The organism is Brevundimonas sp. Leaf168 (assembly GCF_001423685.1).
Lineage (GTDB): Bacteria > Pseudomonadota > Alphaproteobacteria > Caulobacterales > Caulobacteraceae > Brevundimonas > Brevundimonas vesicularis_C.
Window position 1 is genome coordinate 542380 of the sequence record NZ_LMOY01000001.1, and the last position, 22166, is coordinate 564545.

The 22166-nt window shown below is 65.4% G+C and carries 22 protein-coding genes; 11 read left to right on the forward strand and 11 right to left on the reverse strand.

Features of this window, described 5'->3' with window-relative positions:
- Positions 1–69: 69 nt before the first annotated feature.
- Together ASF81_RS02685 and ASF81_RS02690 are read left to right on the forward strand one after the other, a co-directional pair.
- Entirely contained in the window at positions 70–2796 is a 2727-nt protein-coding gene (locus ASF81_RS02685) for a valine--tRNA ligase (protein WP_055804433.1), read from the forward strand.
- A gap of 21 nt (positions 2797–2817) precedes the next feature.
- Positions 2818–3549, forward strand: coding sequence for a TlyA family RNA methyltransferase (locus tag ASF81_RS02690; protein WP_055804436.1), 732 nt, complete (start codon positions 2818–2820; stop codon positions 3547–3549).
- Between the two features lie 144 nt (positions 3550–3693).
- Here ASF81_RS02690 and ASF81_RS02695 read toward each other — a convergent pair whose 3' ends face one another.
- Entirely contained in the window at positions 3694–4356 is a 663-nt protein-coding gene (locus tag ASF81_RS02695; protein ID WP_055804439.1) for a glycine zipper 2TM domain-containing protein, read from the reverse strand.
- A gap of 245 nt (positions 4357–4601) precedes the next feature.
- On the opposite strand from ASF81_RS02695, the gene ASF81_RS02700 reads away from it, so the two are divergent.
- On the forward strand, positions 4602–5846 hold the full coding sequence (locus ASF81_RS02700) for a class I SAM-dependent RNA methyltransferase (RefSeq protein ID WP_055804441.1): 1245 nt from the start codon (positions 4602–4604) through the stop codon (positions 5844–5846).
- Positions 5843–6244, forward strand: a complete 402-nt coding sequence (locus tag ASF81_RS02705; RefSeq protein ID WP_055804444.1) for a hypothetical protein — start codon at positions 5843–5845, stop codon at positions 6242–6244. Before ASF81_RS02700 ends, ASF81_RS02705 begins: the two co-directional genes overlap by 4 nt.
- Here the strand turns inward: ASF81_RS02705 and ASF81_RS02710 are convergent.
- A complete protein-coding gene (locus ASF81_RS02710; RefSeq protein ID WP_055804448.1) occupies positions 6241–7305 on the reverse strand; it encodes a PA0069 family radical SAM protein in 1065 nt (354 codons plus the stop codon). The two genes, ASF81_RS02705 and ASF81_RS02710, sit on opposite strands and share 4 nt — an antisense overlap.
- A gap of 61 nt (positions 7306–7366) precedes the next feature.
- Positions 7367–8857 (reverse strand): D-alanyl-D-alanine carboxypeptidase, encoded by a 1491-nt coding sequence (locus ASF81_RS02715; protein WP_055804451.1) that lies wholly within the window; start codon positions 8855–8857, stop codon positions 7367–7369.
- A 275-nt stretch (positions 8858–9132) separates the two neighbouring features.
- Between ASF81_RS02715 and ASF81_RS02720 the strand changes: the two genes are divergently transcribed.
- On the forward strand, positions 9133–9624 hold the full coding sequence (locus ASF81_RS02720; protein ID WP_082465129.1) for a phasin family protein: 492 nt from the start codon (positions 9133–9135) through the stop codon (positions 9622–9624).
- A 61-nt stretch (positions 9625–9685) separates the two neighbouring features.
- Here the strand turns inward: ASF81_RS02720 and ASF81_RS02725 are convergent, their stop codons facing one another.
- Entirely contained in the window at positions 9686–10159 is a 474-nt protein-coding gene (locus ASF81_RS02725; RefSeq protein WP_055804455.1) for a nuclear transport factor 2 family protein, read from the reverse strand.
- A 172-nt stretch (positions 10160–10331) separates the two neighbouring features.
- On the opposite strand from ASF81_RS02725, the gene clpS reads away from it, so the two are divergent.
- Together clpS and clpA are read left to right on the forward strand one after the other, a co-directional pair.
- Positions 10332–10661 carry an ATP-dependent Clp protease adapter ClpS gene (gene clpS / locus ASF81_RS02730; protein WP_017504641.1) on the forward strand — a complete coding sequence of 110 codons (330 nt, stop codon included), beginning with the start codon at positions 10332–10334 and terminating at the stop codon, positions 10659–10661.
- A gap of 13 nt (positions 10662–10674) precedes the next feature.
- The gene (clpA, locus tag ASF81_RS02735) at positions 10675–12975 is read left to right on the forward strand and encodes an ATP-dependent Clp protease ATP-binding subunit ClpA (protein ID WP_055804458.1); all 2301 of its coding nucleotides are present in this window, start codon (positions 10675–10677) and stop codon (positions 12973–12975) included.
- A gap of 52 nt (positions 12976–13027) precedes the next feature.
- Here the strand turns inward: clpA and ASF81_RS02740 are convergent, their stop codons facing one another.
- Entirely contained in the window at positions 13028–14173 is a 1146-nt protein-coding gene (locus ASF81_RS02740) for a GNAT family N-acetyltransferase (RefSeq protein WP_055805365.1), read from the reverse strand.
- A complete protein-coding gene (locus ASF81_RS02745) occupies positions 14170–14628 on the reverse strand; it encodes a RidA family protein (RefSeq protein ID WP_017504644.1) in 459 nt (152 codons plus the stop codon). Before ASF81_RS02745 ends, ASF81_RS02740 begins: the two co-directional genes overlap by 4 nt.
- A 105-nt stretch (positions 14629–14733) precedes the next feature.
- Between ASF81_RS02745 and ASF81_RS02750 the strand changes: the two genes are divergently transcribed.
- Positions 14734–15630 carry a hypothetical protein gene (locus ASF81_RS02750; protein WP_055804461.1) on the forward strand — a complete coding sequence of 299 codons (897 nt, stop codon included), beginning with the start codon at positions 14734–14736 and terminating at the stop codon, positions 15628–15630.
- 4 nt (positions 15631–15634) lie between these two features.
- Here ASF81_RS02750 and ASF81_RS02755 read toward each other — a convergent pair whose 3' ends face one another.
- The 3 genes from ASF81_RS02755 to ASF81_RS02765 are packed head-to-tail and all read right to left on the reverse strand — an operon-like array spanning position 15635 to position 18984.
- Positions 15635–16375, reverse strand: coding sequence for a polysaccharide deacetylase family protein (locus tag ASF81_RS02755; protein ID WP_055804465.1), 741 nt, complete (start codon positions 16373–16375; stop codon positions 15635–15637).
- Positions 16376–16411: 36 nt separating this feature from the next.
- Positions 16412–17707, reverse strand: coding sequence for a nicotinate phosphoribosyltransferase (locus tag ASF81_RS02760; protein WP_055804468.1), 1296 nt, complete (start codon positions 17705–17707; stop codon positions 16412–16414).
- A gap of 8 nt (positions 17708–17715) precedes the next feature.
- A complete protein-coding gene (locus tag ASF81_RS02765) occupies positions 17716–18984 on the reverse strand; it encodes a DNA polymerase IV (protein ID WP_082503403.1) in 1269 nt (422 codons plus the stop codon).
- 106 nt (positions 18985–19090) lie between these two features.
- Between ASF81_RS02765 and ASF81_RS02770 the strand changes: the two genes are divergently transcribed.
- Both ASF81_RS02770 and ASF81_RS02775 read left to right on the forward strand, forming a co-directional pair.
- The gene (locus ASF81_RS02770; RefSeq protein WP_164952723.1) at positions 19091–19456 is read left to right on the forward strand and encodes a response regulator; all 366 of its coding nucleotides are present in this window, start codon (positions 19091–19093) and stop codon (positions 19454–19456) included.
- Positions 19453–20814: a PleD family two-component system response regulator gene (locus ASF81_RS02775; RefSeq protein ID WP_055804472.1), complete on the forward strand. Its 1362-nt coding sequence runs from the start codon at positions 19453–19455 to the stop codon at positions 20812–20814. Before ASF81_RS02770 ends, ASF81_RS02775 begins: the two co-directional genes overlap by 4 nt.
- Positions 20815–20889: 75 nt before the next feature.
- Here the strand turns inward: ASF81_RS02775 and rpmG are convergent, their stop codons facing one another.
- A complete protein-coding gene (rpmG, locus tag ASF81_RS02780) occupies positions 20890–21057 on the reverse strand; it encodes a 50S ribosomal protein L33 (protein ID WP_003164451.1) in 168 nt (55 codons plus the stop codon).
- Positions 21058–21183: 126 nt separating this feature from the next.
- Here rpmG and ASF81_RS02785 point away from each other — a divergent pair, with 126 nt between their 5' ends.
- On the forward strand, positions 21184–21750 hold the full coding sequence (locus ASF81_RS02785) for a hypothetical protein (protein ID WP_055804473.1): 567 nt from the start codon (positions 21184–21186) through the stop codon (positions 21748–21750).
- Positions 21751–21752: 2 nt separating this feature from the next.
- On the opposite strand, the gene ASF81_RS02790 is transcribed toward ASF81_RS02785, so the two are convergent.
- Entirely contained in the window at positions 21753–22166 is a 414-nt protein-coding gene (locus tag ASF81_RS02790) for a DUF5990 family protein (protein WP_055804475.1), read from the reverse strand.

Genomic DNA, 22166 nt, shown 5'->3' on the forward strand with positions numbered 1-22166 from the left:
GCCCAGACTAATCCGAGGGGCGGCTCCTGAAGGGGCCGCCCTTTCGCATTTTGCAAAAGACCTATTCCGATGCTTGAGAAGACTTTCGAACCCCAGGCCGCCGAGCCCCGCCTTTATGCCCAGTGGGAAGAGAGCGGCCTGTTCGCGCCCCGCACCGACGGCGCCGCCGAGGCCTATTCGATCGTCATTCCGCCGCCCAACGTGACCGGCAGCCTGCATATCGGCCATGCACTGAACAATACGCTGCAGGATGTCCTTGCCCGCTATCACCGGATGAAGGGCAAGGCGGTGCTGTGGCTGCCTGGCACGGACCACGCCGGCATCGCCACCCAGATGGTGGTGGAGCGCCAGCTGGCCGCCGCCGGCAATGTGGGGCGTCGCGACATGGGCCGCGACGCCTTCATCGAGAAAATCTGGGAATGGAAGGCCGAAAGCGGCGGGACCATCGTGCGTCAACTGCGCCGCCTCGGCGCATCGTGTGACTGGTCGCGCGAGCGGTTCACCCTGGACGAGGGGCTAAACGCCGCCGTCCGCAAGGTCTTCGTGCAACTGCATAAGGAAGGCCTGATCTATCGCGACAAGCGGCTGGTGAACTGGGACCCGCATTTCCAGACCGCCATCTCGGACCTGGAGGTCGAGCAGCGCGAAGTCGACGGCGCCTACTGGCATTTCGCCTATCCGCTGGCCGACGGCGTCACCTATCAACATCCCATCGCCTTCGACGAGGACGGCAAGGCGACCGAATTCGAGACGCGTGACTTCATCGTCGTCGCGACGACCCGGCCCGAGACCATGCTGGGCGACACGGGCGTGGCGGTGCATCCGGATGACGAACGCTATGCCGGCCTGGTCGGCAAGTTCGTGACCCTGCCGATCACCGGCCGTTGCATCCCCATCGTCGCTGACGACTATGCCGATCCGACCAAGGGTTCGGGCGCGGTGAAGATCACGCCGGCGCATGATTTCAACGATTTCGGCGTGGGCAAGCGAGCCGGCCTGCCGTCGCTGAATATCCTCGACGCTTTCGGACGCATCACCGACGTCGATACGCCCGACGTGCCTGCGGACTACGTCGGTCAAGACCGCTTCGCCGCGCGCAAGGCCATCGTCGCCCGCGCCGAGGAAAAGGGCTGGCTGCGCGAGATCGAGAAAACCAAACACGTCGTGCCGCACGGCGACCGCTCCGGCGTGGTCATCGAGCCGTGGCTGACCGACCAGTGGTACGTCGACGCCAAGGTCCTGGCCCAGCCCGCGCTGAAGGCGGTGGAGCAGGGCGATACGGTGTTCGAGCCCAAGTCCTACGAGAAGATCTATTTCGAGTGGCTGCGCAACATCGAGCCTTGGTGCATCTCACGCCAGCTCTGGTGGGGGCACCGCATCCCGGCCTGGTATGGCCCGAACGGCGAAATCTATGTGGCTGAAACGGAAGAGGACGCCCGCGAACAGGCGATGGCGGACTACGATTCCGAGGTCGCCCTGACCCAGGACGAGGACGTTCTCGACACCTGGTTCTCCTCGGCCCTGTGGCCCTTCTCGACCATGGGTTGGCCCGAGAAGACCGAGGATCTGGAGCGGTTCTATCCGACCAGCGACCTGGTCACGGCGGCGGACATCATCTTCTTCTGGGTCGCCCGGATGATGATGATGGGCCAGCACTTCATGGGCGAGGTCCCGTTCAAGCGCGTCATCATCAATGGCCTCGTCCGCGACGAGAAGGGTCAGAAGATGAGCAAATCCAAGGGGAACGTCATCGATCCCCTGGGCATCATCGACGAGCTGGGCGCCGATCCGCTGCGCTTCACCATGGCGATCCTGTCGGGCACGCGGGACATCAAACTGTCGAAGCAGCGGATCGAGGGCTATCGCAATTTCGGCACCAAGCTGTGGAACGCTGCGCGCTTCAGCCAGATGAACGAGGCGCGCCGCGTCAAGGGCTTCGATCCCGCCACCGTCGAACAGACGATCAACCGCTGGATCCGAGGCGAGCTGACCAAGGCCGAACGCGCGGTGTCCGAAGCCATCGAAGGGGGACGCTTCGACGATGCGGCGGGCGCACTGTATCGCTTCGTCTGGAATGTGTTCTGCGACTGGTATCTGGAACTAGCCAAACCGGTGTTCCAAGGCGCCGATGAAGCCGCAAAGGCCGAGACGCGGGCGATGACGGCTTGGACGCTGGACCAGACGCTCAAGCTGCTGCATCCGGTCATGCCCTTCATCACCGAGGAACTGTGGGCCGAACTGGGCAGGGAAGGCCCGGCGCGCGACGGCTTGTTGATCGGCGCCGAGTGGCCGGTGCTGCCGGACGCCTTCATCGACGCTTCGGCCGAAGCTGAGATCGGCTGGCTGGTCGATCTGGTCGGCGAGATTCGCGGTCTGCGCGCCGAAATGAACGTGCCGCCGTCGGCCAAGCCGCCGCTGGCCTTTGTCGCGCCCGACGCCGTGACGGTTGAGCGAATCGCCCGCCATCGCGATCTGATCCTGACCCTGGGCCGGGTGTCCGAGGTTGGTTCGGCGGACGCGGCGCCAACAGGGGCGGTGACCTTCGTGTCCGGCGGTTCGACCATCGCCTTGTCCTTGGCGGGCATCATCGATCTGACCGCCGAACGGGCCCGTCTGGAGAAGGAAATCGCCGCCTTCGACAGCGACATCGGCCATGTGAACAAGAAGCTGGGCAATCCTAACTTCGTGTCTCGCGCCGCGCCGGAAGTCGTCGACGAACAGCGCGCCAAGCTGGCCGAGGCCGAGGCGGGCAAGGTCAAGCTACAGGCGGCGCTGGCGCGTCTGGCGTCGCTTTGACGCCCTGATGAAAGCAAGGCTGTGAAGACGCGGATTGATCAGCTTCTGGTCGCACGCGGCCTGTTCGACAGCCGCTCGCAAGCGCGCGCCGCGATCGAGGCGGGGCTGGTTCTGGCCGACGGCGTGATGGTGCGGAAGGCGTCCGAACAGTTCGCGGACGACATCACGCTGGAGGCCCAACCCGCCCACCCTTGGGTCGGGCGTGGCGCGCTAAAGCTGGACCACGCGCTGACCCTGTGGCCCGTCCTCGTCGAGGGCAGGGTGGCGCTGGATGTCGGCGCATCGACCGGCGGCTTTACCGAGGTTTTGCTGAACCGCGGCGCGGCCAAGGTGTTCGCCGTCGATGTCGGCTTCGGCCAGATGCACGCACGGGTGGCGTCCGATCCCCGCGTGGTCAATCTAGAGCGCACCGATGCGCGGGACCTTACGATCGATCTGATCCCGCAGCCGCCCTCACTGGTCGTCTGCGACGCCAGTTTCATCAGCCTGATCAAGGTTCTCCCGGTCGCGCTCGATCTAGCGACGCCTGGCGCGGATCTGGTTACCTTGGTCAAGCCTCAGTTCGAGGCCGATGGCCCGGGCGGCGGCAAGAAGGGCGTGATCAAGGATGCGGCGGCGCATGCGGCCGCCGTGGAGCGCGTGCGCAACTGGCTGGAAGCGCTGGGTTGGACGGTTCAGGCGACAACCGAAAGTCCGATCACCGGCGGCGACGGCAATGTCGAGTTCCTGCTCTGGGCCAAGAAGCCGGGCTGACTAAGCCCGAGCCCCAAGATCGATAGCTTCAAGGCTGGGCTCAAGTAGGCCAAAGGCCGATAGCCCCCTGAACAAAGATAAACCGCCGAAGGATTGCTCCTCCGGCGGCTCCGTCACGTCGTCGATCGACAGGGGGGCTGAAAATTAATCGACGACGCGATAGCGGCCGTACTGGTCGGGGCAGGTGCGGACGTAGCGGGTGTCCGTGCGACCATCGGGCAGACGGATCTGGCTTTCCGCCAGACGGCATCCGTCTGAATTCTGATAGGATTCGACCGGCCGCGAGCGGTCGTCGTAATAGCCGCCACCGCTGTAGGCATAGTCGTCGCGACGGTCGTAGTCGTCGTAGCGATAGCCTTGATCGCCGGTGTAACGATCGTCGTAGTAGCCATAGCTCGGTTGGCTGTATCCCTGGGCGTAGTAACCGTTCGAGCCATAACTGCTCTGATAGCTGCGGCAGGCGTCCGAGCTGGAACGACCGACCTGTGAGCCGATCACGGCGCCGACCACACCGCCCAGGATGCTGCCCTCCGTGCGACGGCCGCGTGCGGCGAGCTGCGAGCCGATGACGGCGCCCGCGCCGCCGCCGATCACCGCGCCGGCGCCGGTGCGGCCTTGGCGCTCACGGGCGCAAGGATCGTAATAGCGGCCGCTGTTGTAATCGTACGAGCGGCTATAGGCGCCCGCGCCGTAGTTCTGGCTATAGCCGCTGCCGTAATAGTTCTGGGCCGACGCCGTGAGCGGGGCGGCCGTGACGCCGAACGCCAGGGCGGCGACGGCGGCGATCGATGTTTTCGTGAGACGCATTTTCCAACCCTCTGAGGACCGAACGGTTTTCCGTCAAACGTTAACGGCAAAGCCTCGTGTCTCGTTGCACCAGGATTTACGGCGGCGAAGCTGAACGGCAATTGATCGGTTCGTTCATCTTCGTTCATGTTCAGCGAAGCTGAACGGCAATTGATCGGTTCGTTCATCTTCGTTCATGTTCAGCGAACCTGCCGCGATGGCCCTGTGGCTTGAGCGAAGGGGGACCTGCGGCTAGAAGCCCGCCGATGGACATCTTCACCATCGACCGCGTCGGCGGCCAGGGCGACGGCGTCGCCCAGACGCCGTCTGGCCCGGTGTTCGCCGGCCTGACCTTGCCAGGCGAAACGGTGCGCGGCGTCGTCGCGGACGGACGGCTGGAAGAGGTCGAGATCATCACGCCCAGCCCTGACCGGATCGCACCGGTCTCGCCCCAGTATGGCGACTGTGGCGGCTGCTCGCTTCAGCATTGGTCGGAAAAGCCGTATCTGGATTGGAAGCGAGAACAGGTGCGCCTGGCCCTGGCGCGCGAGCGGATCGAGACCGAGATCGAGGCGACGGTGGCGACCCCGCCGGCCAGCCGTCGCCGCCTGGCTCTTCATGCCCGTCGCACCCAGGATGGACGGGTTGTGCTGGGTTTCAAGGCGCGCCGCTCCTGGCGGCTGGTCGAGGTGAAGGCCTGTCCGGTCGCCGATCCCCGGATCGTGGCGGCCATTCCGGCGCTGACCCAGGTCGCGGCCGCCTTTTTCGAACATCCGAAATCGGCGCCAACCCTGCACGTCACCTGGACCCTGTCGGGGCTGGACGTCGATGTGACCGGGGTCGAAAGGCGCTCGGGCGGCGGCCTGTCGGCTGACGCCCAGATGCAGGCCATTCAGGCCGCGCACCTGGCCGATCTGGCGCGCCTCAGCCTGGTGGGCGACACCCTGGTGATGGCGCGCCAGCCCAAGGTGGCGTTTGGCCCAGCCACCGTGTCCCTACCGGCGGGTGGATTTCTGCAGGCGGTCCCTCAGGCCGAGGCGGCGATGGTTGCGCGCGCGCTGGTGGCGGTGAAGGGCGCCAAGAAGATCGCCGACCTGTTCTGCGGCGCGGGAACCTTCACCTTTCCGTTGGCCACGGTCGCGCCGGTGATCGCGGCGGACGCATCCAAGCCGGGCATCGATGCGCTGAAGGCCGCCGTCGGTTCGGCCAAAGGAATGAAGGCCATCACGGCCGAGGCGCGCGATCTGTTTCGTCGGCCAATGAATCCCTATGACCTGAAGGGATGCGACGCCATCGTGTTCGATCCGCCGCGGGCCGGCGCGATCGACCAGACGGCTCAGATCGCGGACACCAAGGCCGGCGTCGTCGTGGGCGTGTCGTGCAATCCTCAGACCTTTACGCGTGATGCGCGGGTGCTGATCGATGCCGGTTTCCGCCTGGAGAAGGTGACGCCGGTGGATCAGTTCCTGTGGTCCTCGCACGTCGAACTGGTGGGGGTTTTCACACGATGATCTTTGACGACACGAGCGAAGAGGACGGCGGCGGTTTCGACGCCGACGACTGGATGCGGCTGACACCGTTCACTGGCGCCGTGGCGACGCTGGACGACGTTCAGGCGCGACGTGCCGTCTTCGCCTTGGGCGAGACCGACGATCCGCGTCCCATCGCCATGGACCTGCCCCAGCCGGTCATCTGGTGGGAAGAGGACGGCGAACAGGCGGCGGTGGCCGTTCAGGCCGAAAGCCATCTCGGCGCCGATGGCGAGGAGATGGAAATCCTGGGTCTGATCCTGCCGGACGGCGAGGGCGCGGTGGCCCTGATGGAGGATGTCGATCTGGTCGATGACACCGATCCGACCTGGCGCGATCTGGTCACGCGCGCCATCGATCCTTCGGCGGCGGACGACTAGCCGAACAACTCCAGCTGAGGCCGGGCGTCTGCGGGCACGCGGAACTGGGTTTCGTCCAGCAGGCGATGCGGCGTGTCGAGGCCGTAGCGTTTGACGGCGGCCTTGAACCGCGTTCCGATCAGTTCGGCGACAGGGCCGGTTCCCTTCATCCGCTGAGACCAGTCGGCGTCATAATCCTTGCCTCCGCGTGTCTGGCGGATCAGGGACATGACGCGCGCGGCGCGATCCGGGCGGGCGTCGGCCAGCCATTCCCGAAACAGATCCTTGATCTCAAGCGGCAGACGCAGGGTGACATACATGGCCCGCGTCGCCCCGGCCTTGGCGGCGGCTTCCAGTATGGCTTCCAGTTCATGGTCGTTCAGACCGGGAATGACGGGGGCGAAACCGACTCCGACAGGACAACCGGCGTCCGCCAGGCGGCTGATCGCCTCCAGCCGCTTGGCGGGGGTGGAGGCGCGCGGCTCCATCGCCCGCGCCAGCCCACGATCCAGGGTGGTGATGGAGACGAAGGCCGAGGCCAGCCCCGCCTTGCCCATCGGGCCCAGAACGTCGGCATCGCGCGCGATCAACACCGACTTGGTGATGATGCTGAACGGATGCCTGAATCTTTGCATGACCTCCAGGATCGAGCGCGTCGACTTTAGATCACGTTCGACCGGCTGATAGGGGTCTGTATTGCCGCCTATGTGGATGCGCTTGCATCGGTATCGGGGTGCGAGGAACGCCTGTTCCAGCAGACTTGCGGCCTGGGGTTTGAAGAAGATCCGGCTCTCGAAATCCAGGCCCGGGGATAGGCCCATCCAGGCATGGGACGGACGGGCGTAGCAGTAGATGCAGCCATGTTCGCAACCTTTGTACGGGTTGATGGAGCGGTCGAAGCCGATGTCCGGACTGTCGTTCCGGGCAATGATGGTGCGGGCGTGTTCAGGGGTGAGGGTTGTGCGCAGTGGCGCGGCCTCGGCGTCGTCTTGCGTCCAGCCGTCATCGAACGACTGATGCTGCTCAGGCTCGTAGCGGCCGCTGACATTCGAACGCGCGCCTCTTCCCTTGGCGGTTTCCATGGGAAGGACGATGCGACATCAGATAGAACAAAGCAAGAACATTTGTTCTAGAGGTTTTGGTTCAGTCGGGGCCGATGACCATGCAGGTAACGCGACGCGCAGCCAGCGCCTCGCAGGCGGACTTTGCGCCGGTTTCGGACAGGCCGACGAAGCGCGAGCGATACCAGTCGCCGGCGGTCTGGACGTTGCGTTCGGCGGTGGCGAACTGATCGCGGAAGCGGCGATTGACCTCGGTCAGCCAGTCGGTCGCCACCTTTTCCTCGCGGAAGGCGCCGACCTGCACCGCCCAGCGACCGGCCGGCGTTCTGGGCGCGGCGCGTGTCGGTTCACGCGTTGCAGACGACGCAGAACGACGGGGCGTGGTGGACGGCGCGACAGCGGCATTGGCCGGGGCGCCGTTCAGCGAAGCGGTGACATTGCGTGGCCCGCGCGTAGCGGCGGAGGCGGCCGGCGCCGAACCGATGGGCGGCAGCGCTGCGGCGGCCCGCTGGCTGGCTGCGCGCTCCGACGGGGCAGGGGCGACGCGGGTCGGCAGGGCGGCGGGCGCCGGTGCGGCCGTATAGGCGACAGCGGTGGATTCCGCGCCGACGCCGTCCTCGTCGTCATTGACCGAAGCATAGGCGATCGGGGCGTCGGCGATCGCCGACCCGACGCCGAATCCGCGCTGCTCGAAGAAGGTCTGGGCCACCTGGATCCGCTCGCCCTGGGCGCGGCGGCGCTCGACCTCGAAGCCGGTGTCCATGAGTTCGGCGACGTGGGCGTTGCGGCTGGCGGTCGAACGGCCGCCCAGGACCACGGTGATCAGGCGTCGCCCGTCACGCACGGCCGAGGCGGCGAGGTTGTAGCCCGAGGCGTTGGTGTAGCCGGTCTTCATCCCGTCATAGCCGCGCCCTGTCGGCAGCAGGCCGTTGGTGTTGCGATAGTTGCGGCCGTTGTAGGCCCAGTCGTGAAGGCCGAAATAACTGTAGTACTGAGGGAAATCGCGCATGATCGCGCGCGCCAGAATGGCTTGGTCGCGCGCGGAGGTCACCTGACGTGCGTCCGGCAGGCCGTTTGCGGTGTAGTAGCGCGTCTGGGTCATGCCTAGCTGCGCGGCCTTCTGCGTCATCATATTGGTGAAGCGGGCTTCCGATCCGCCGATGTGCTCGCCAATGGCCAGGGCCATGTCGTTGGCGGACCGCACGGCGGTGGCGCGCATGGCGTCGTCCAGGGTGATGGTCTGGCCAGCAGCCAGGCCCAGTTTCGATGGCGGCTGGGACGCGGCGCGCGGCGAGATCGTCAGCACGTCGTTCACATTGGCCTTGCCCTGAGACAGCGCTTCGAACGTCAGATACAGCGTCATCATCTTGGTCAGGGACGCTGGATAGCGGCGGCTGTCGGCGTTTCGCGCGAACAGGACCTCGCCCGTGGCGGCGTCGATCACGATGGCGGCGTAGCGGCTGTTCTCCTGGGCCGAGTAGGCGGTCTGGGCCTCGATCGGCCTGACGTTTGCGCCCAGAACCAGCGAAAGCGCGAGGACGGCGAACAGGCCACGGCGGAGAAAAGCAATCATGGGCGGGACAACCCCTCGGTGAGCAGGGTGCGACAGGCCCCCCGGCCGTCACGAACAAACAGCTAGCATAGGAAGCGCGGGTTTCGTGGTGGTTAACCGCGCGTCAACGCAAATTTGACCGGCCGATCAAGGTTATCGCCGATCATATTGTGCATTGCACAAAACGCTTGAAAAACCTTCGCATGTGCAGCATATTGCGGGTCTGCGAGATCCTCTCGCGTCATTATTTCCGCCCTCAGGCCCGTCCCCAAGGGCCTTCTACCGGAGAGACGATCATGGCCGACGCCGCTGAAACCGTGAAGAAAACCGCCGACCAAGCCACCGCCGCCGCAACTTCGGCTGCCGCCAAGGTCAAGGCGCAAGCCGAAACCATGCAAGCCGCTGGCACCCAGGCCTTCCGTGAAGGCATCGACAAATCGACGGCCTCGATGGCCGAGTTGAACGCGCACAGCAAGAAGACCCTGGAAGCCATGGTCGAGTCGGTCACCGTCGCCCAGAAAGGCGCCGAGGCCCTGTCGCAACAGGCGCTGGGCTTCGCCAAGTCTTCGTGGGAAGACGGCGTCGCCGCCTCCAAGGAACTGTCGACCGCCCGTTCGGTGCAGGAGTTCTTCGAGCTCCAGACCGCCTGGGCCAAGAAGTCGATGGAGCGCTATGTCGCCGAGCTGACCAAGACGAACGAGATCGTCACCGCCACGGTCAAGGACAGCATCAAGCCGATCAACGAGCGCGTAACCGCCTCAGTCGAAACCTTCCAGGCCGCTCGCTAATCCCGCGAACCGCCTGAAGAATCGAGAAGGCCCCGGAGTTCGCTCCGGGGCTTTTTTGCTGTCAGGGCAGGGCGGAATGGTCGTACCTGAAGACCCGCGCCAGCTTCCACTCGGCCCCCTCCTGATTCCACATCTGCGTGAAGCGGGCGCGACCGACGCGCCGTTCCGGACCGTCGCCCTGCCGCTCGTAAAAGACGTGCTCGCCCGTTTCGACCGCGCCGTAGTTGTTGATGGGATAGACCGCCAGACCGTGCCGCAGGGCCTCGCGCCGGGTCCGCCACGCGTCTGGCGCGCTGCGGTCCTGACAGCGGGCGGCGTATTGCGCGACAAAGCCGTCGGCGTCGGTGGCCACCCGTCCGCCGCGGTCGTCGAAAAACTCGAAATCGTCGGTCAGCATGGCCCGAAGTCCGGCCGGGTCGCAGCCTTCGAAGAAGACAGCGAAAAGTTTCGCGTCGGCCGCCATGACGGCGGTTTCCAGCGGCGTAGGCTGGGAGAGGGCGGCGAGCGAAAGGGCGGCGACGAGGGCGGCGGGCATGGCGATCGGGAGCTGTTCAACTTGAGGCGCTCAACCTGAGCCGTCGACCGCCTGCGATCACGTGAAATCTTTGTCAGACGCCCTTCACGAAAGCCGTGACTGGACGCCGCTTCAATTCAGGCCATCATTCCCTATCTGAGAGCCAAGACGACTCCCCGATTACGGAACACGAATGCCCATACAAAGGCCCGGTGAGACCGGCGGCGGTCAAGGAACCGCCGTCGTCACCGAAACAAAGCCGAAGCTGCAAAAGCCCTCGCTCTATCGAGTGCTGATTCTGAACGACGATTATTCGCCGATGGAATTCGTCGTCTATGTGCTGGAGCGGTTCTTCCAGAAGAGCCGGGAAGAGGCCACCCGCATCATGCTGCATGTGCATCAGCATGGCGTCGGCGTCTGCGGCGTCTTCACCTACGAAGTCGCCGAGACCAAGGTCGCGCAGGTCATCGAGACGGCGCGCCGCCACCAGCACCCTTTGCAATGCACGATGGAAAAGGACTGAGAGGAGCCTCCCTATGCCTTCATTTTCCCGTCCTCTCGAAGAAACCCTGCACCGCGCGGTGGGATACGCCAATGCGCGCAGGCACGAGTATGCGACGCTTGAGCACCTGCTGCTCGCGCTGATCGACGATCCCGATGCGACCGGCGTCATGCAGGCCTGCAACGTCGATCTGTCGGCGTTGAAAGCGGCGTTGACCCTCTATGTCGACAACGACCTGGCCGCCCTGGCCACCAGCGACGGCGAGGACGCCAAGCCGACCGCCGGTTTCCAGCGCGTGATCCAGCGCGCGGTGATCCACGTCCAGTCGTCCGGCCGCGAGGAAGTGTCCGGCGCCAACGTGCTGGTCGCCATCTTCTCCGAGCGCGAGAGCCACGCCGCCTATTTCCTGCAAGAGCAGGACATGACGCGCTACGACGCGGTCAACTTCATCGCCCACGGCATCGCCAAGAAGGCGGGCGCCAACGAGGCCCGTCCGGCCAAGGGCGCTTCGCCCGAAGAGGCCGAGGATGCTTCCGCCGTCAAACAGGGCGGCGAGGCGCTGGAAGCCTATTGCGTCGACCTCAACGAGAAGTCGCGCCAGGGCAAGGTCGATCCCCTGATCGGTCGTCAGGCCGAGGTGGATCGCTCGATCCAGATCCTCTGCCGTCGGACCAAGAACAACCCGCTTCTGGTGGGGGATCCCGGCGTCGGCAAGACCGCCATCGCCGAAGGTTTGGCCCGCAAGATCGTCAACGGCGAAGTGCCCGACGTCCTGAAGGACGCCACCATCTATTCGCTGGACATGGGCGCTCTTCTGGCCGGCACCCGCTATCGCGGCGACTTCGAGGAACGCCTGAAACAGGTGGTCAAGGAACTGGAGAACCACGACAACGCCGTGCTCTTCATCGACGAGATCCACACGGTGATCGGCGCGGGCGCGACCTCGGGCGGGGCGATGGATGCCTCGAACCTGCTGAAACCGGCCCTTGCGTCCGGCACGCTGCGCTGCATGGGATCGACGACCTACAAGGAATATCGCCAGCACTTCGAGAAGGACCGCGCCTTGGTGCGTCGCTTCCAGAAGATCGACGTCAACGAGCCGACGGTCGAGGATACGGTGAAGATCCTGAAGGGCCTGAAGACCTACTATGAGCAGCACCACAAGGTCCGCTACACCGACAGCGCCGTGCGCACGGCGGTGGAGCTGTCTGCGCGCTACATGACCGACCGCAAACTGCCGGACAAGGCGATCGACGTCATCGACGAGGCCGGGGCGTCGCAGATGCTGCTGACCGAATCCAAGAGGAAGAAGGTCATCGGGCAGAAGGAAGTCGAGGCCGTCATCGCTAAGATGGCCCGCATCCCGGCCAAGTCAGTGTCCAAGTCCGATACCGAAAGCCTGCGCGAGTTGGAAACCGATCTGAAGCGTGCGGTCTTTGGTCAGGAGCAAGCGATCGAACAGGTGTCGGCGGCCATGAAGCTGGCGCGGGCGGGTCTGCGCGATCCGAACAAGCCGATCGGCAGCTTCCTTTTCAGCGGCCCGACCGGCGTCGGCAAGACCGAAGTCGCCAAGCAACTCGCCGCCACCTTGGGCATCGAGATGCAGCGCTTCGACATGTCGGAATATATGGAGCGCCACACGGTCAGCCGTCTGATCGGCGCGCCTCCCGGCTACGTCGGCCATGACCAGGGCGGGCTTCTGACCGACGCCGTCGATCAGCATCCGCACGCCGTCGTGCTGTTGGATGAGATCGAGAAGGCGCACCCGGATGTCTACAACATCCTGCTGCAGGTGATGGACAACGGCATGCTGACCGATGCGGTCGGCAAAAAGGTCGATTTCAGGAACGTCATCCTGATCATGACCACCAATGCCGGCGCCGCTGACAACGCCCGCGCCTCCATCGGCTTCGGCCGGGGCAAGGTCGAGGGCGAGGATGACAAGGCCATCCAGCGCCTGTTTGCGCCGGAGTTCCGCAATCGCCTGGACGCCATCGTGGCCTTCAAGCCGTTGCAGGCCGACACGATCCGCTCGGTGGTGACCAAGTTCGTCCTTCAGCTGGAAGCCCAGCTGGCGGACCGCAACATCACCATCGAACTGACCGACGAAGCCGCCGACTGGCTGGCCAAGAACGGCTTCGACGAACTGTACGGCGCGCGTCCGCTGGCGCGGGTTATCCAGGACTCGATCAAGAAGCCGCTGGCCGACGACATCCTGTTCGGCCGCCTGACGCGCGGCGGACACGTCAGGGTCCAGCTGAAGGACGGCAAGATCGACTTCGACATCACGAGCGTCAGCGCGCCCGCGAAGGCCGAGGAAGAAGAGACGGCCTGATCCTTAAAATGGTGATGGCGAAAGGCCCGGCTGGCAGCAGCCGGGCCTTTTTCTACGCCTGCTTGTAGGGCGACAGTTCTTCCGTCATCGCCCGCATCTCCGCCGCGACAGCCGGCCGTTCGCCGTCCAGATAGCGGGCGACGGGATCGCGCAGGGCGGGGTCGGCGATGAAATGGGCGGAATAGACGGGGGAGGGCAGGTAGCCGCGCGCGATCTTGTGGTCGCCTTGGGCCCCGGCTTCGACGCGGGACAGGCCACGCGAAATGGCGAACTCGATAGCCTTATAGTAGCAAAGCTCGAAATGCAGGAACGGCACGTCTTCCAGCGTGCCCCACTGACGGCCGTAAAGCGCGTCTCGGCCGATGAAATTCAGAGCGCCGGCGATGGGCGTTTCATCCCGAAACGCCATGACCAGGGCGATCCGGTCGGCCATGGTCGCGCCGATGCGACTGAAGAAGTCGCGCGTCAGATAGGGCCGGCCCCATTTGCGCGAGCCGGTGTCCATGTAGAAGGCGAAGAAGGCTTCCCAGTGCGCCTCAGTGATATCGGCGCCGGTCAGGACGCGGATATCCAGATCGGCCTGGGCGTCGCGGCGCTCGCGCTTGATGGTCTTGCGGCGGCTGGCCGACAGGGCGGCCAGGAAATCGTCGAAGGTCCGATAGCCGTTATTGCGCCAAATGAATTGGATGTCCTGGCGCGGCAGCAGGTCCGCCTCGGTCATGGCGGACCAGTCGGCTTCGGTCGGAAAGTTGACGTGCAGGGAGGAGACGCCCAGCCGTTCGACCAAGGTCACCGCCCCCTGGATTAGGGCCTGACGCACCGTCGCGGCGTCGGTCTCGGGATGGTTCAGGAAGCGCGGGCCGGTCGCGGGCGTAAAGGGCACGGCGCCCAGCAGCTTGGGATAATATCGGCCGCCGGCCCGTTCATAGGCGTCGGCCCAGCTATGGTCGAAGACATACTCGCCCTGGCTGTTGCCCTTCAGATAGAGGGGCATGACGCCCAGCACCGCGTTGTCTTCACCCCTCAGGGCCAAGTGGCGTGGGGCCCAGCCCTGGCGCGGCGCGGCGCTGCCAGAGGCCTCGCACGCGTGCAAGAAGTCGTAGGAGACAAAGGGATCGCCGGTGGGCAGCGCGCACGCGTCCCAGGCCTCACGGCCGATGTCGGCGATCTCTTCGTGAACCGAGATCTGAAAGATCAGCGGATCTCCACGATCGCATCGATCTCGACGGCGAAGCCGAGCGGCAGCTTGTACACGCCGACGGCCGAGCGGGCGTGCTTGCCTGCGTCGCCGAAGACCTCGACCATCATGTCCGAGCAGCCGTTGATGACGGCGGGAATGGCGGTGAAGTCGGGACCGGCCTGAACGAAGCCGCCCAGCTTCACGATGCGGACCACCCGGTCCAGATCGCCATCGCAGGCGGCCTTGATCTGGGCGATCAGGTTCAGACCGCACAGGCGCGCGGCTTCCAGCGCCTGCTCCGGCGTCACGTCCACGCCAACCGTGCCCTTGATCCCGCCGTTCGCGTCGTTCGACAGCTGGCCCGAGATGGTGACCTGATTGCCCGAACGGACATAGGAGACATAGCTGGCCACCGGCTTGGCGGGTTCCGGCAGGGTGAGGCCGAGTTCGGCGATGCGGGCTTCGATGCTCATGGGGGCTCCTGTTTATCTGGGCGCGGTTTAGCGCGGGGCAAGGGCGGCGTCACCCGTTCGGCGCGCTTTAAAGGTTCGCCAACCGCGCCGTGTCATGGTGCGATCATGGATATGCACCTGACCCCCGACGTCGCCGCCTTCCATGCCGTGCTGGCGCGGTTGTCTCCTGACGACCGGGCGCGCGTGGATGCCGCCGTGGTCCCGGCCGCGCAGAAGGCCGCCGAGGCGGCGCCGCATTGGGATTTCGAAATGCCGGCCAAGGCGGTAGATGCGCTGTTGGGCGCTGATGCATCCGACGGTATGCGTCGCGGCCTGGTCGCCGCCTGGGCGTTGCAACTGCCCGACCGCGCCGCGGCGATGGCACTGCCGGCCGAGGTGATGGCCCTCTATCCCTACTGGATCGAACAGTTGGCGGGTTTTCTGGACAAGGCTGAAGGCGACTACGTTTTCGACCATTGGTCCAAGGACGTGCGCTTCACCCTGGCGCTCAGCGTGCCGGGGGCCAAGAGCCAGGTCATAGACCTGTCGTCGCCGGTAGGGCCGGGCCAGATCGTCAAACACGTCCGCGATGGTTGGGGCGTCAAACCGCTGTTTCGCTATCTGGCGGCGGGCGCGAAGCGCGAGCCTTGGCTGGAGGTGCACACCGAAAGCCGGTGGCTGCGCGGCTTCAACGAGGACGGCTGGAACGAGGCCTGGGCCACGGCGGCCGAGCTGTGCCGCGCGCGGCCTGAATTGGCGGGCATGATCGGCTCGAGCTGGTTCTACGATCCGCCACTGACCGAGATCAGCCCCCGCCTGGCGCACCTGCGGCTCAACCCGCTGAACGGCGGCGCCTTCATGGTCCACCAAGGACCGGGCGAGATCCACACCGAACGGGCGGCGACGGCGTCGGCGTCGCGCAAGGCGCTGATCGACAGCGGGGAGTACACCGCGCGGTCTTGGCTGATGATCTGGCCCCGCAAGGAGCTGATCGCCTGGGCGGACCGGCGCAAGGCGGCCTGATCCCTCAGGCTGTCGCCATCCGCCACGCCGCCGCGACCGGTTGAATGTCCAAGTCGGCCGCGCTGGCCAGTCGGATCAACCGATCGATGTCCTCCGGACGGCAACCATACGGCGTCGGCGCGTCGCTGACATCGTGGCCATAGGCGATCAGCCAGCCGTTCGAGGCCGCCGTCTCCGAAACCAGCGTCTCTAGGTCGTAGCCGGGCAGACGACGGCTCTCCAGGCCGATGGCCTGCAGCAGATTGCGATCCGAACGCCCGGCGTTGATCCCGTCGCGTACGCCGCGCCCGCACAGGAAACGTTTGTCGATCACGGCTTTCGATCCGAGGGCGCAATCGCCGAAGGGATAGGCGAAGGTCTGCATTTCGTATCCGTCCAACCGCTCGGCCACCCAGGCGGCGTTGCGGGCCAGGCTGGCGTCTAGCCGGGCCGGCGACAGGGTCAGGGTCGAGACATGTTCATAGGTGTGGCAACCGACTTCATGCCCGGCCTCATGGAGCGCTTGCAGATGCTCCACCTCAAACTGGGGCAGGTCCAGATTGCGACCGCCCGACAGTCCGCCGCAGACATAGTAGGTTGCCTTGACCCCGTGTTGAGCCAGGATCGGTCCGGCCTCGGTCCAGGCCGATGCCGGGATGTCGTCGAACGACAGGCTGAGGACGCCGCGCGCGGGCCGCACGTCGGCAGGACGGACATCGAGATAGCGGCCGGCGCGGCGACGCATCTTGTCGAGAAAGGCGCTCATTCCCGCCTTGTCGCACGGCGGGCTTAAGGCCGGGTTTCAGACCGTGACGGGTTGAGCCGTCAGACCGCGCACACCGAAGACACGGCGATAGCGTTCGATCTCGCCGGGATCGCCGACCGCTTTCGCCGGATTGTCCGACAGTTTGATGGCGGGGCGACCGCCGGCCTCGACCACCTTGCACACCAGGGAGATCGGCTCCAGTTCAGGCGCGAAGGCGGGCGAACAGTCGCGGAAATCATTGGTCAGATTGGTGCCCCAGCCGAAGCTGAGACGCGCGCGACTGTGGAAATGAGCGTGGGTCGCCTCGATCCCGTCGATGTCCATCCCGTCCGAGAAGATCAGCAGCTTCTCTTTCGGGTCGCGCCCATGCGCGCGCCACCAGTCGATCAGGCGGTCGCCGGCCGGGATCGGCGGGGCCGAGTCGGGACGGAACCCGGTCCAGTCCGCCACCCAATCGGGCGCCTGCTCCAGAAAGGCCTCGGTGCCGAAAGCGTCGGGCAGGACGATCAGCAGATTGCCCGCATAGTGCCTGCGCCATTCGTCCAGCACCGCATACGGCACCTGGGCCAACGCCGCGTCGTCGGGCGCCAGGGCCGCTAGAACCATCGGCAGTTCGTGGCCGTTGGTGCCGATGGCTTCCAGATCGTTCTCCATGGCGTGCAGGACGTTGGATGTGCCGATGAAGGATTTGCCCAGCCCCTCCTTCAACGCCTGAATGCACCAGCGTTGCCAAAGGAAGCCGTGCCGCCGCCGCGTGCCGAAGTCGGACAGGGCGAGGTCGGGCAAGAGCCGCAGCCGCTCGACCTTGGACCACAGCCGCGTCTTGGCGCGCGAATACAGGATGTCCAGCTCGAACCGGCCCAGCCGCCGCATCCCGACGCGGCAGCGCAGTTCGTTCAGGATCGCCAGCGCCGGGATCTCCCACAGCGTCACCTCGGCCCAGGCGCCCGAGAAGGTCAGCACATACTGCCCGTCCTGAACTGACAAGTCGTAGTCGGGCAGGCGATAATCGGTCAGCCAGGCGATGAAGTCGGGCGAGAAGATCTGCTTCACGCCATAGAAGCTGTTGCCCGCCAGCCAGACCAGTTCCTTGTTGGTGAAGCTGAGGGATCGGGCGTGATCCAGCTGCTCGCGCAGCGCGTCGATATCGATCTCGTCAGCCAGACGCACAGCCTTGGTGCGGTTGATGACCTGGAAGACGACCGGAACGTCGCGATGCTCGCGCCAGATCATCTGCAGCATCAGCAGCTTGTAGAAGTCCGTGTCCAGCAGACTGCGGACGATCGGGTCCAGGCGAAAGCCATGGTCATAGGCGCGTTTGGCGAGATCCATGCCCTGTCCTACGGCTTCAACGCACGGCCCGCCACCACGGCGTCCTTGCCGAACTTCTCGCGCAGCACATCGATGGCGCGCTCTGTCTTCAAGGCGCGCGTCTCACTGGTCTGGAACAGGCCGGCGGGCGCGTCCTCCGCGTCCTGCACGTCCGCCATGCCGATGCCGATCAGACGATAGGGGCGGCCCAGCTCGGGTTTCAGCAGATCGCGCCCCGCTGCGAACAGGGCGCGGGCCGTCTGGACCGGGTCGGGCAGGGTGATGCGTCGGGTCACGATCTTGAAGTCGATGCGCCGCAGCTTGAGCACCAGCACCCGGCTGGCGACCCCGTCGCGACGGGCCTTTGACGCCAGCTTCTCGCACAGGGGCCATAGCTCGGCCTCCAGCGCCTCGGCCGACGTCAGGTCTTCGTTGAACGTGGTTTCGGCGCTCATTCCCTTGCGATCGCGCTCGGGGTTCACGGCGCGGGCGTCGCGGGCGTGGGCCAGATCGTGCAGGCGCAAACCGGATTCGCCGTAGCGTTTGACCAGGTCGCGCACGTCCGCCTGCGCAAGATCGCCGATGGTCGAATAGCCGTCGCTGCGTAGCGCCTTGCCGAATACCGGCCCGACGCCGGGCAGGGCGGTGACGGGGCGCGGCGCCAACAGGGCCTGTGCGTTGGCGGCCCCGACGACGGAGAAACCGCGCGGCTTGTCCATCTCCGACGCCATCTTGGCCAGGAAGCGGTTGGGGGCCAGGCCGATGGAGACGGTTAGGCCGGTTTCCTCCTCGATCTGTTTCTGGAAGCGGATCAGCTGCAGCGCCGGCGGGCCGCCGTTCAGCCGCTCCGTGCCAGACAGATCGACCCAGGCCTCATCCAGCGACAACGGCTGGATCAAGGGCGTCAGCTGTCCCAACGCCCCCAGAATGCGCTGCGATTCGAAGACGTATTTGGTGAAGTCCGGCCTGATCACAACGGCCTCGGGACAGGCCTTCAGCGCCTTGAACATGGGCATGGCCGAGCCGACGCCATACTGGCGCGCGACATAGCAGGCGGTGGAGACCACGCCGCGCTTTCCGCCGCCGACGATCACCGGCTTGTCGCGCAGTTCGGGCCGGTCACGCTTCTCTACCGAGGCGTAGAAGGCGTCGCAGTCCATGTGGGCGATCGACAGCTGGTCCAGTTCGGCGTCTGCGACTACGCGCCGCGATCCGCACGCCGGACAGCGGTTCTCGCGCGGCCCGGCGGGATCTTCGCCGGTCCACAAGCAGTCGCGACAGATGGCCTTGATGGCCACGTTTAAGGTCTCCGTAAGGTTGGCTTCACCCCAACTTAAGACTGGGCGCCTACGAATGCGACCAACGAGGCGTCCCGCGTTCGAGGGGCGCGCAGGTCAGGTGATGATGTCCAAGAAAGTCCTCATCGTCGAGGATAACGAGCTGAACATGAAGCTTTTTCATGATCTGCTCGATTCCCAGGGCTATGAGACCCTGCAGACCCGCGAGGGTTTGCAGGCGCTCGCCCTGGCGCGCGCCCATCATCCCGACCTGATCCTGATGGATATCCAGTTGCCCGAAATCTCGGGCCTGGAAGTCACCAAATGGCTGAAGGACGACGAGGAGCTGAACCACATCCCCGTCATCGCCGTCACCGCCTTCGCCATGAAGGGCGATGAGGAGCGGATCCGTCAGGGCGGCTGCGAGGCCTATATCTCCAAGCCCATCTCGGTCATGCATTTCCTCGAAACCATCCGGCAGCACCTCGGATGAGCGCCCGTATCCTCGTCGTCGACGATGTGGACGTGAACGTCCGCCTGCTCGAAGCCAAGCTGACCATCGAATATTACGATGTGCTGACCTGCAACGACGGCGCGTCGGCCCTGACCATCGCCGCCGAGCACCAGCCGGACCTGATCCTGCTGGACGTCATGATGCCCGGCATGGACGGGTTCGAGACGTGCCGACGGCTCAAGGCCCAGGCCGAGACGCGCCATATTCCCGTCGTGCTGGTCACGGCGCTGGACGGGCGCGAGGATCGGATCAAGGGGCTTGAGGCTGGCGCCGACGATTTCCTGACCAAGCCCATCGACGACGTCATCCTGTTCGCGCGGGTCAAGTCGCTGACGCGGCTGAAGCACGTCATGGACGAGCTGCGCGAGCGAGAGGAAAGCGGCCGTCGCTTGGGCGTCGATTCGGACAATGCCGCGCGGCTGCGTAGCGAGGGCGGGCGCGTTCTGATCGTCGACGACGACCAGCGTCAGGCCGAGAAGATCGCCCAGGAACTGGGCGGCGAACATCGCGTCGCCATCGAAACCGATCCCGAGGCGGCGCTGGTCGCGGCCAAGGGCGCGCTGGATTTGATCATCGTCAACGTCGCCGCCGCCAGCTTCGACGGCCTTCGGATCGTCGCCCAGGCCAAGTCGGGCGATGCCCGCCGCGCGCCGATCCTGGCGATCGTGGAGCCGACCGAACGGCCACGCATGATCAAGGCGCTGGAACTGGGCGCTGCCGACATCCTACCGCGCCCCGTTGATACCGAAGAACTGTCGGCGCGGGTTCGCACCCAGATCCGGCGCAAACGCTACACCGATTTCCTGCGCCAGAAGCTGGACAGCAGCATGGAAATGGCCGTCACCGACGCCCTGACCGGCCTGCATAACCGGCGCTACATGACTGGCCAGCTACAGGCGCTCGTGGGTCGTGCGGCCCAAGGCGGAGCCCAGGTGGCCGTGCTGGTTCTGGACATCGACCACTTCAAGTCGGTCAACGACAGCTTCGGCCACGACGCCGGCGACGAGGTGCTGGTGGAGTTCGCCGTGCGCCTGGCCACCAATGTCCGGGCCGTGGACCTGCCGTGCCGCATGGGCGGCGAGGAGTTCGTGGTGGTCATGCCGGGCGCCAGTCTGGAAGACGCCGGCCGCGTCGCCGAACGGATTCGCCGCGACGTCGCCTCCGCGCCGTTCCGCGTCATGGGTGGCAAGGAGCAGATCACCATCACCATCTCGATCGGCGTGGCCGCCACGACCGGCGACGGCGATACGCCCGAGGGCTTGCTGAAGCGCGCCGACGAAGGGGTCTATGAGGCTAAGGCCGCCGGCCGCAACCGGGTCATCGCCAAGGCGGCGTAACAAGGGCGTCCAGACAACGAAAAACGCCCGGCTGGAGACCAGCCGGGCGTTTTCAATTCTCAGCGGATCAAGGACTTACTTGATCTTGCCTTCCTTGAACTCGACGTGCTTGCGCACGACGGGATCGTACTTCTTGACGACCATTTTCTCGGTCATGGTGCGGGCGTTCTTCTTGGTGACATAGAAGAAGCCGGTGTCGGCCGTGGAGTTCAGGCGGATCTTGATGGAAGCCGGTTTGGCCATCGGAATTACCTCTGCGACGGCGAAAGCCGCTTAAAATAAGAGGCGCGGAACATACTCAGGATCGCCCCAAAGTCAACGGGCGCGATGCCACGTTGATGAGGCGGAACGCACATATAGTCTGACCGCATGAAAATCGCATCCCTGCTGGCCGCTGCGGCCCTGATGTCCTTGTCATGCGTCGGCGTCGCAACGGCCGATCCGGCTCAGTCCCAGGACGATTTCATGGCGCGGTTGACCGCCCTGTGCGGCCAACGATTCGAAGGCCGTGTCGTCACCACCGACGCCGCCGACGCCAAGTTCGCCAGCGAGCAGCTGGTCATGCAGGTCCGCGACTGTTCGCCGGACGAGGTGCGTATTCCCTTCGCCGTGGGGTCGGATCGTTCGCGCACCTGGGTCGTGACCAAGACCGACACGGGCCTTCGGCTGAAGCACGATCACCGACATGCGGACGGCACGACCGACGTGCTGCATTGGTATGGCGGCGATACGGTCAACGCCGGCACGGCCGAGCGTCAGGAATTCCCGGTCGACGCCGAATCGATCGCCCTGTTCAACGAAAACGACGCGGCCGTCTCGACCACCAATACCTGGGCGATGGAGGTTCATCCCGACCGAGTGTTCGCCTACGAACTGCGTCGTCCCAACCGGCATTTCCGCGTGGAGTTCGACCTGACCAAGCCGATGGCCGACTAGGGTCAGACTGCGCGCCAGGCCTGGATCGGCCGCACGGTGGCGCAGGCGGGGCCGCCGTCCTTGGTGCGGCCGGGCAGGACGACTTCCAGCACCTCGCCCTGGCGCGCCTGGGCCAGCAGATCGGCGGGAATGTCGTGGACGTCGATTTTGGCGCGTCGGCTCCATTCGCTGACGTGCTGCCCTGCTGACGTGCCGATCGCAATATAGACGAACCGCCGCGTTGCGCCCTCGCGCCGCACGAAGGGGCCGGTCAGGCGGCCATCCTCGGACACGGTGACGGGCGCGTCGAAGCTGATCGGACCGTCGGCGGCGATGCGCGGCTCGACCGGCATGTTCGCCTTGTTCTGCAGGCTGTAGGCGACGCCCGCGACCGGATCGGCGATCGTCAGGCGCAGGGTGATCGTCGTTCCGGCCAT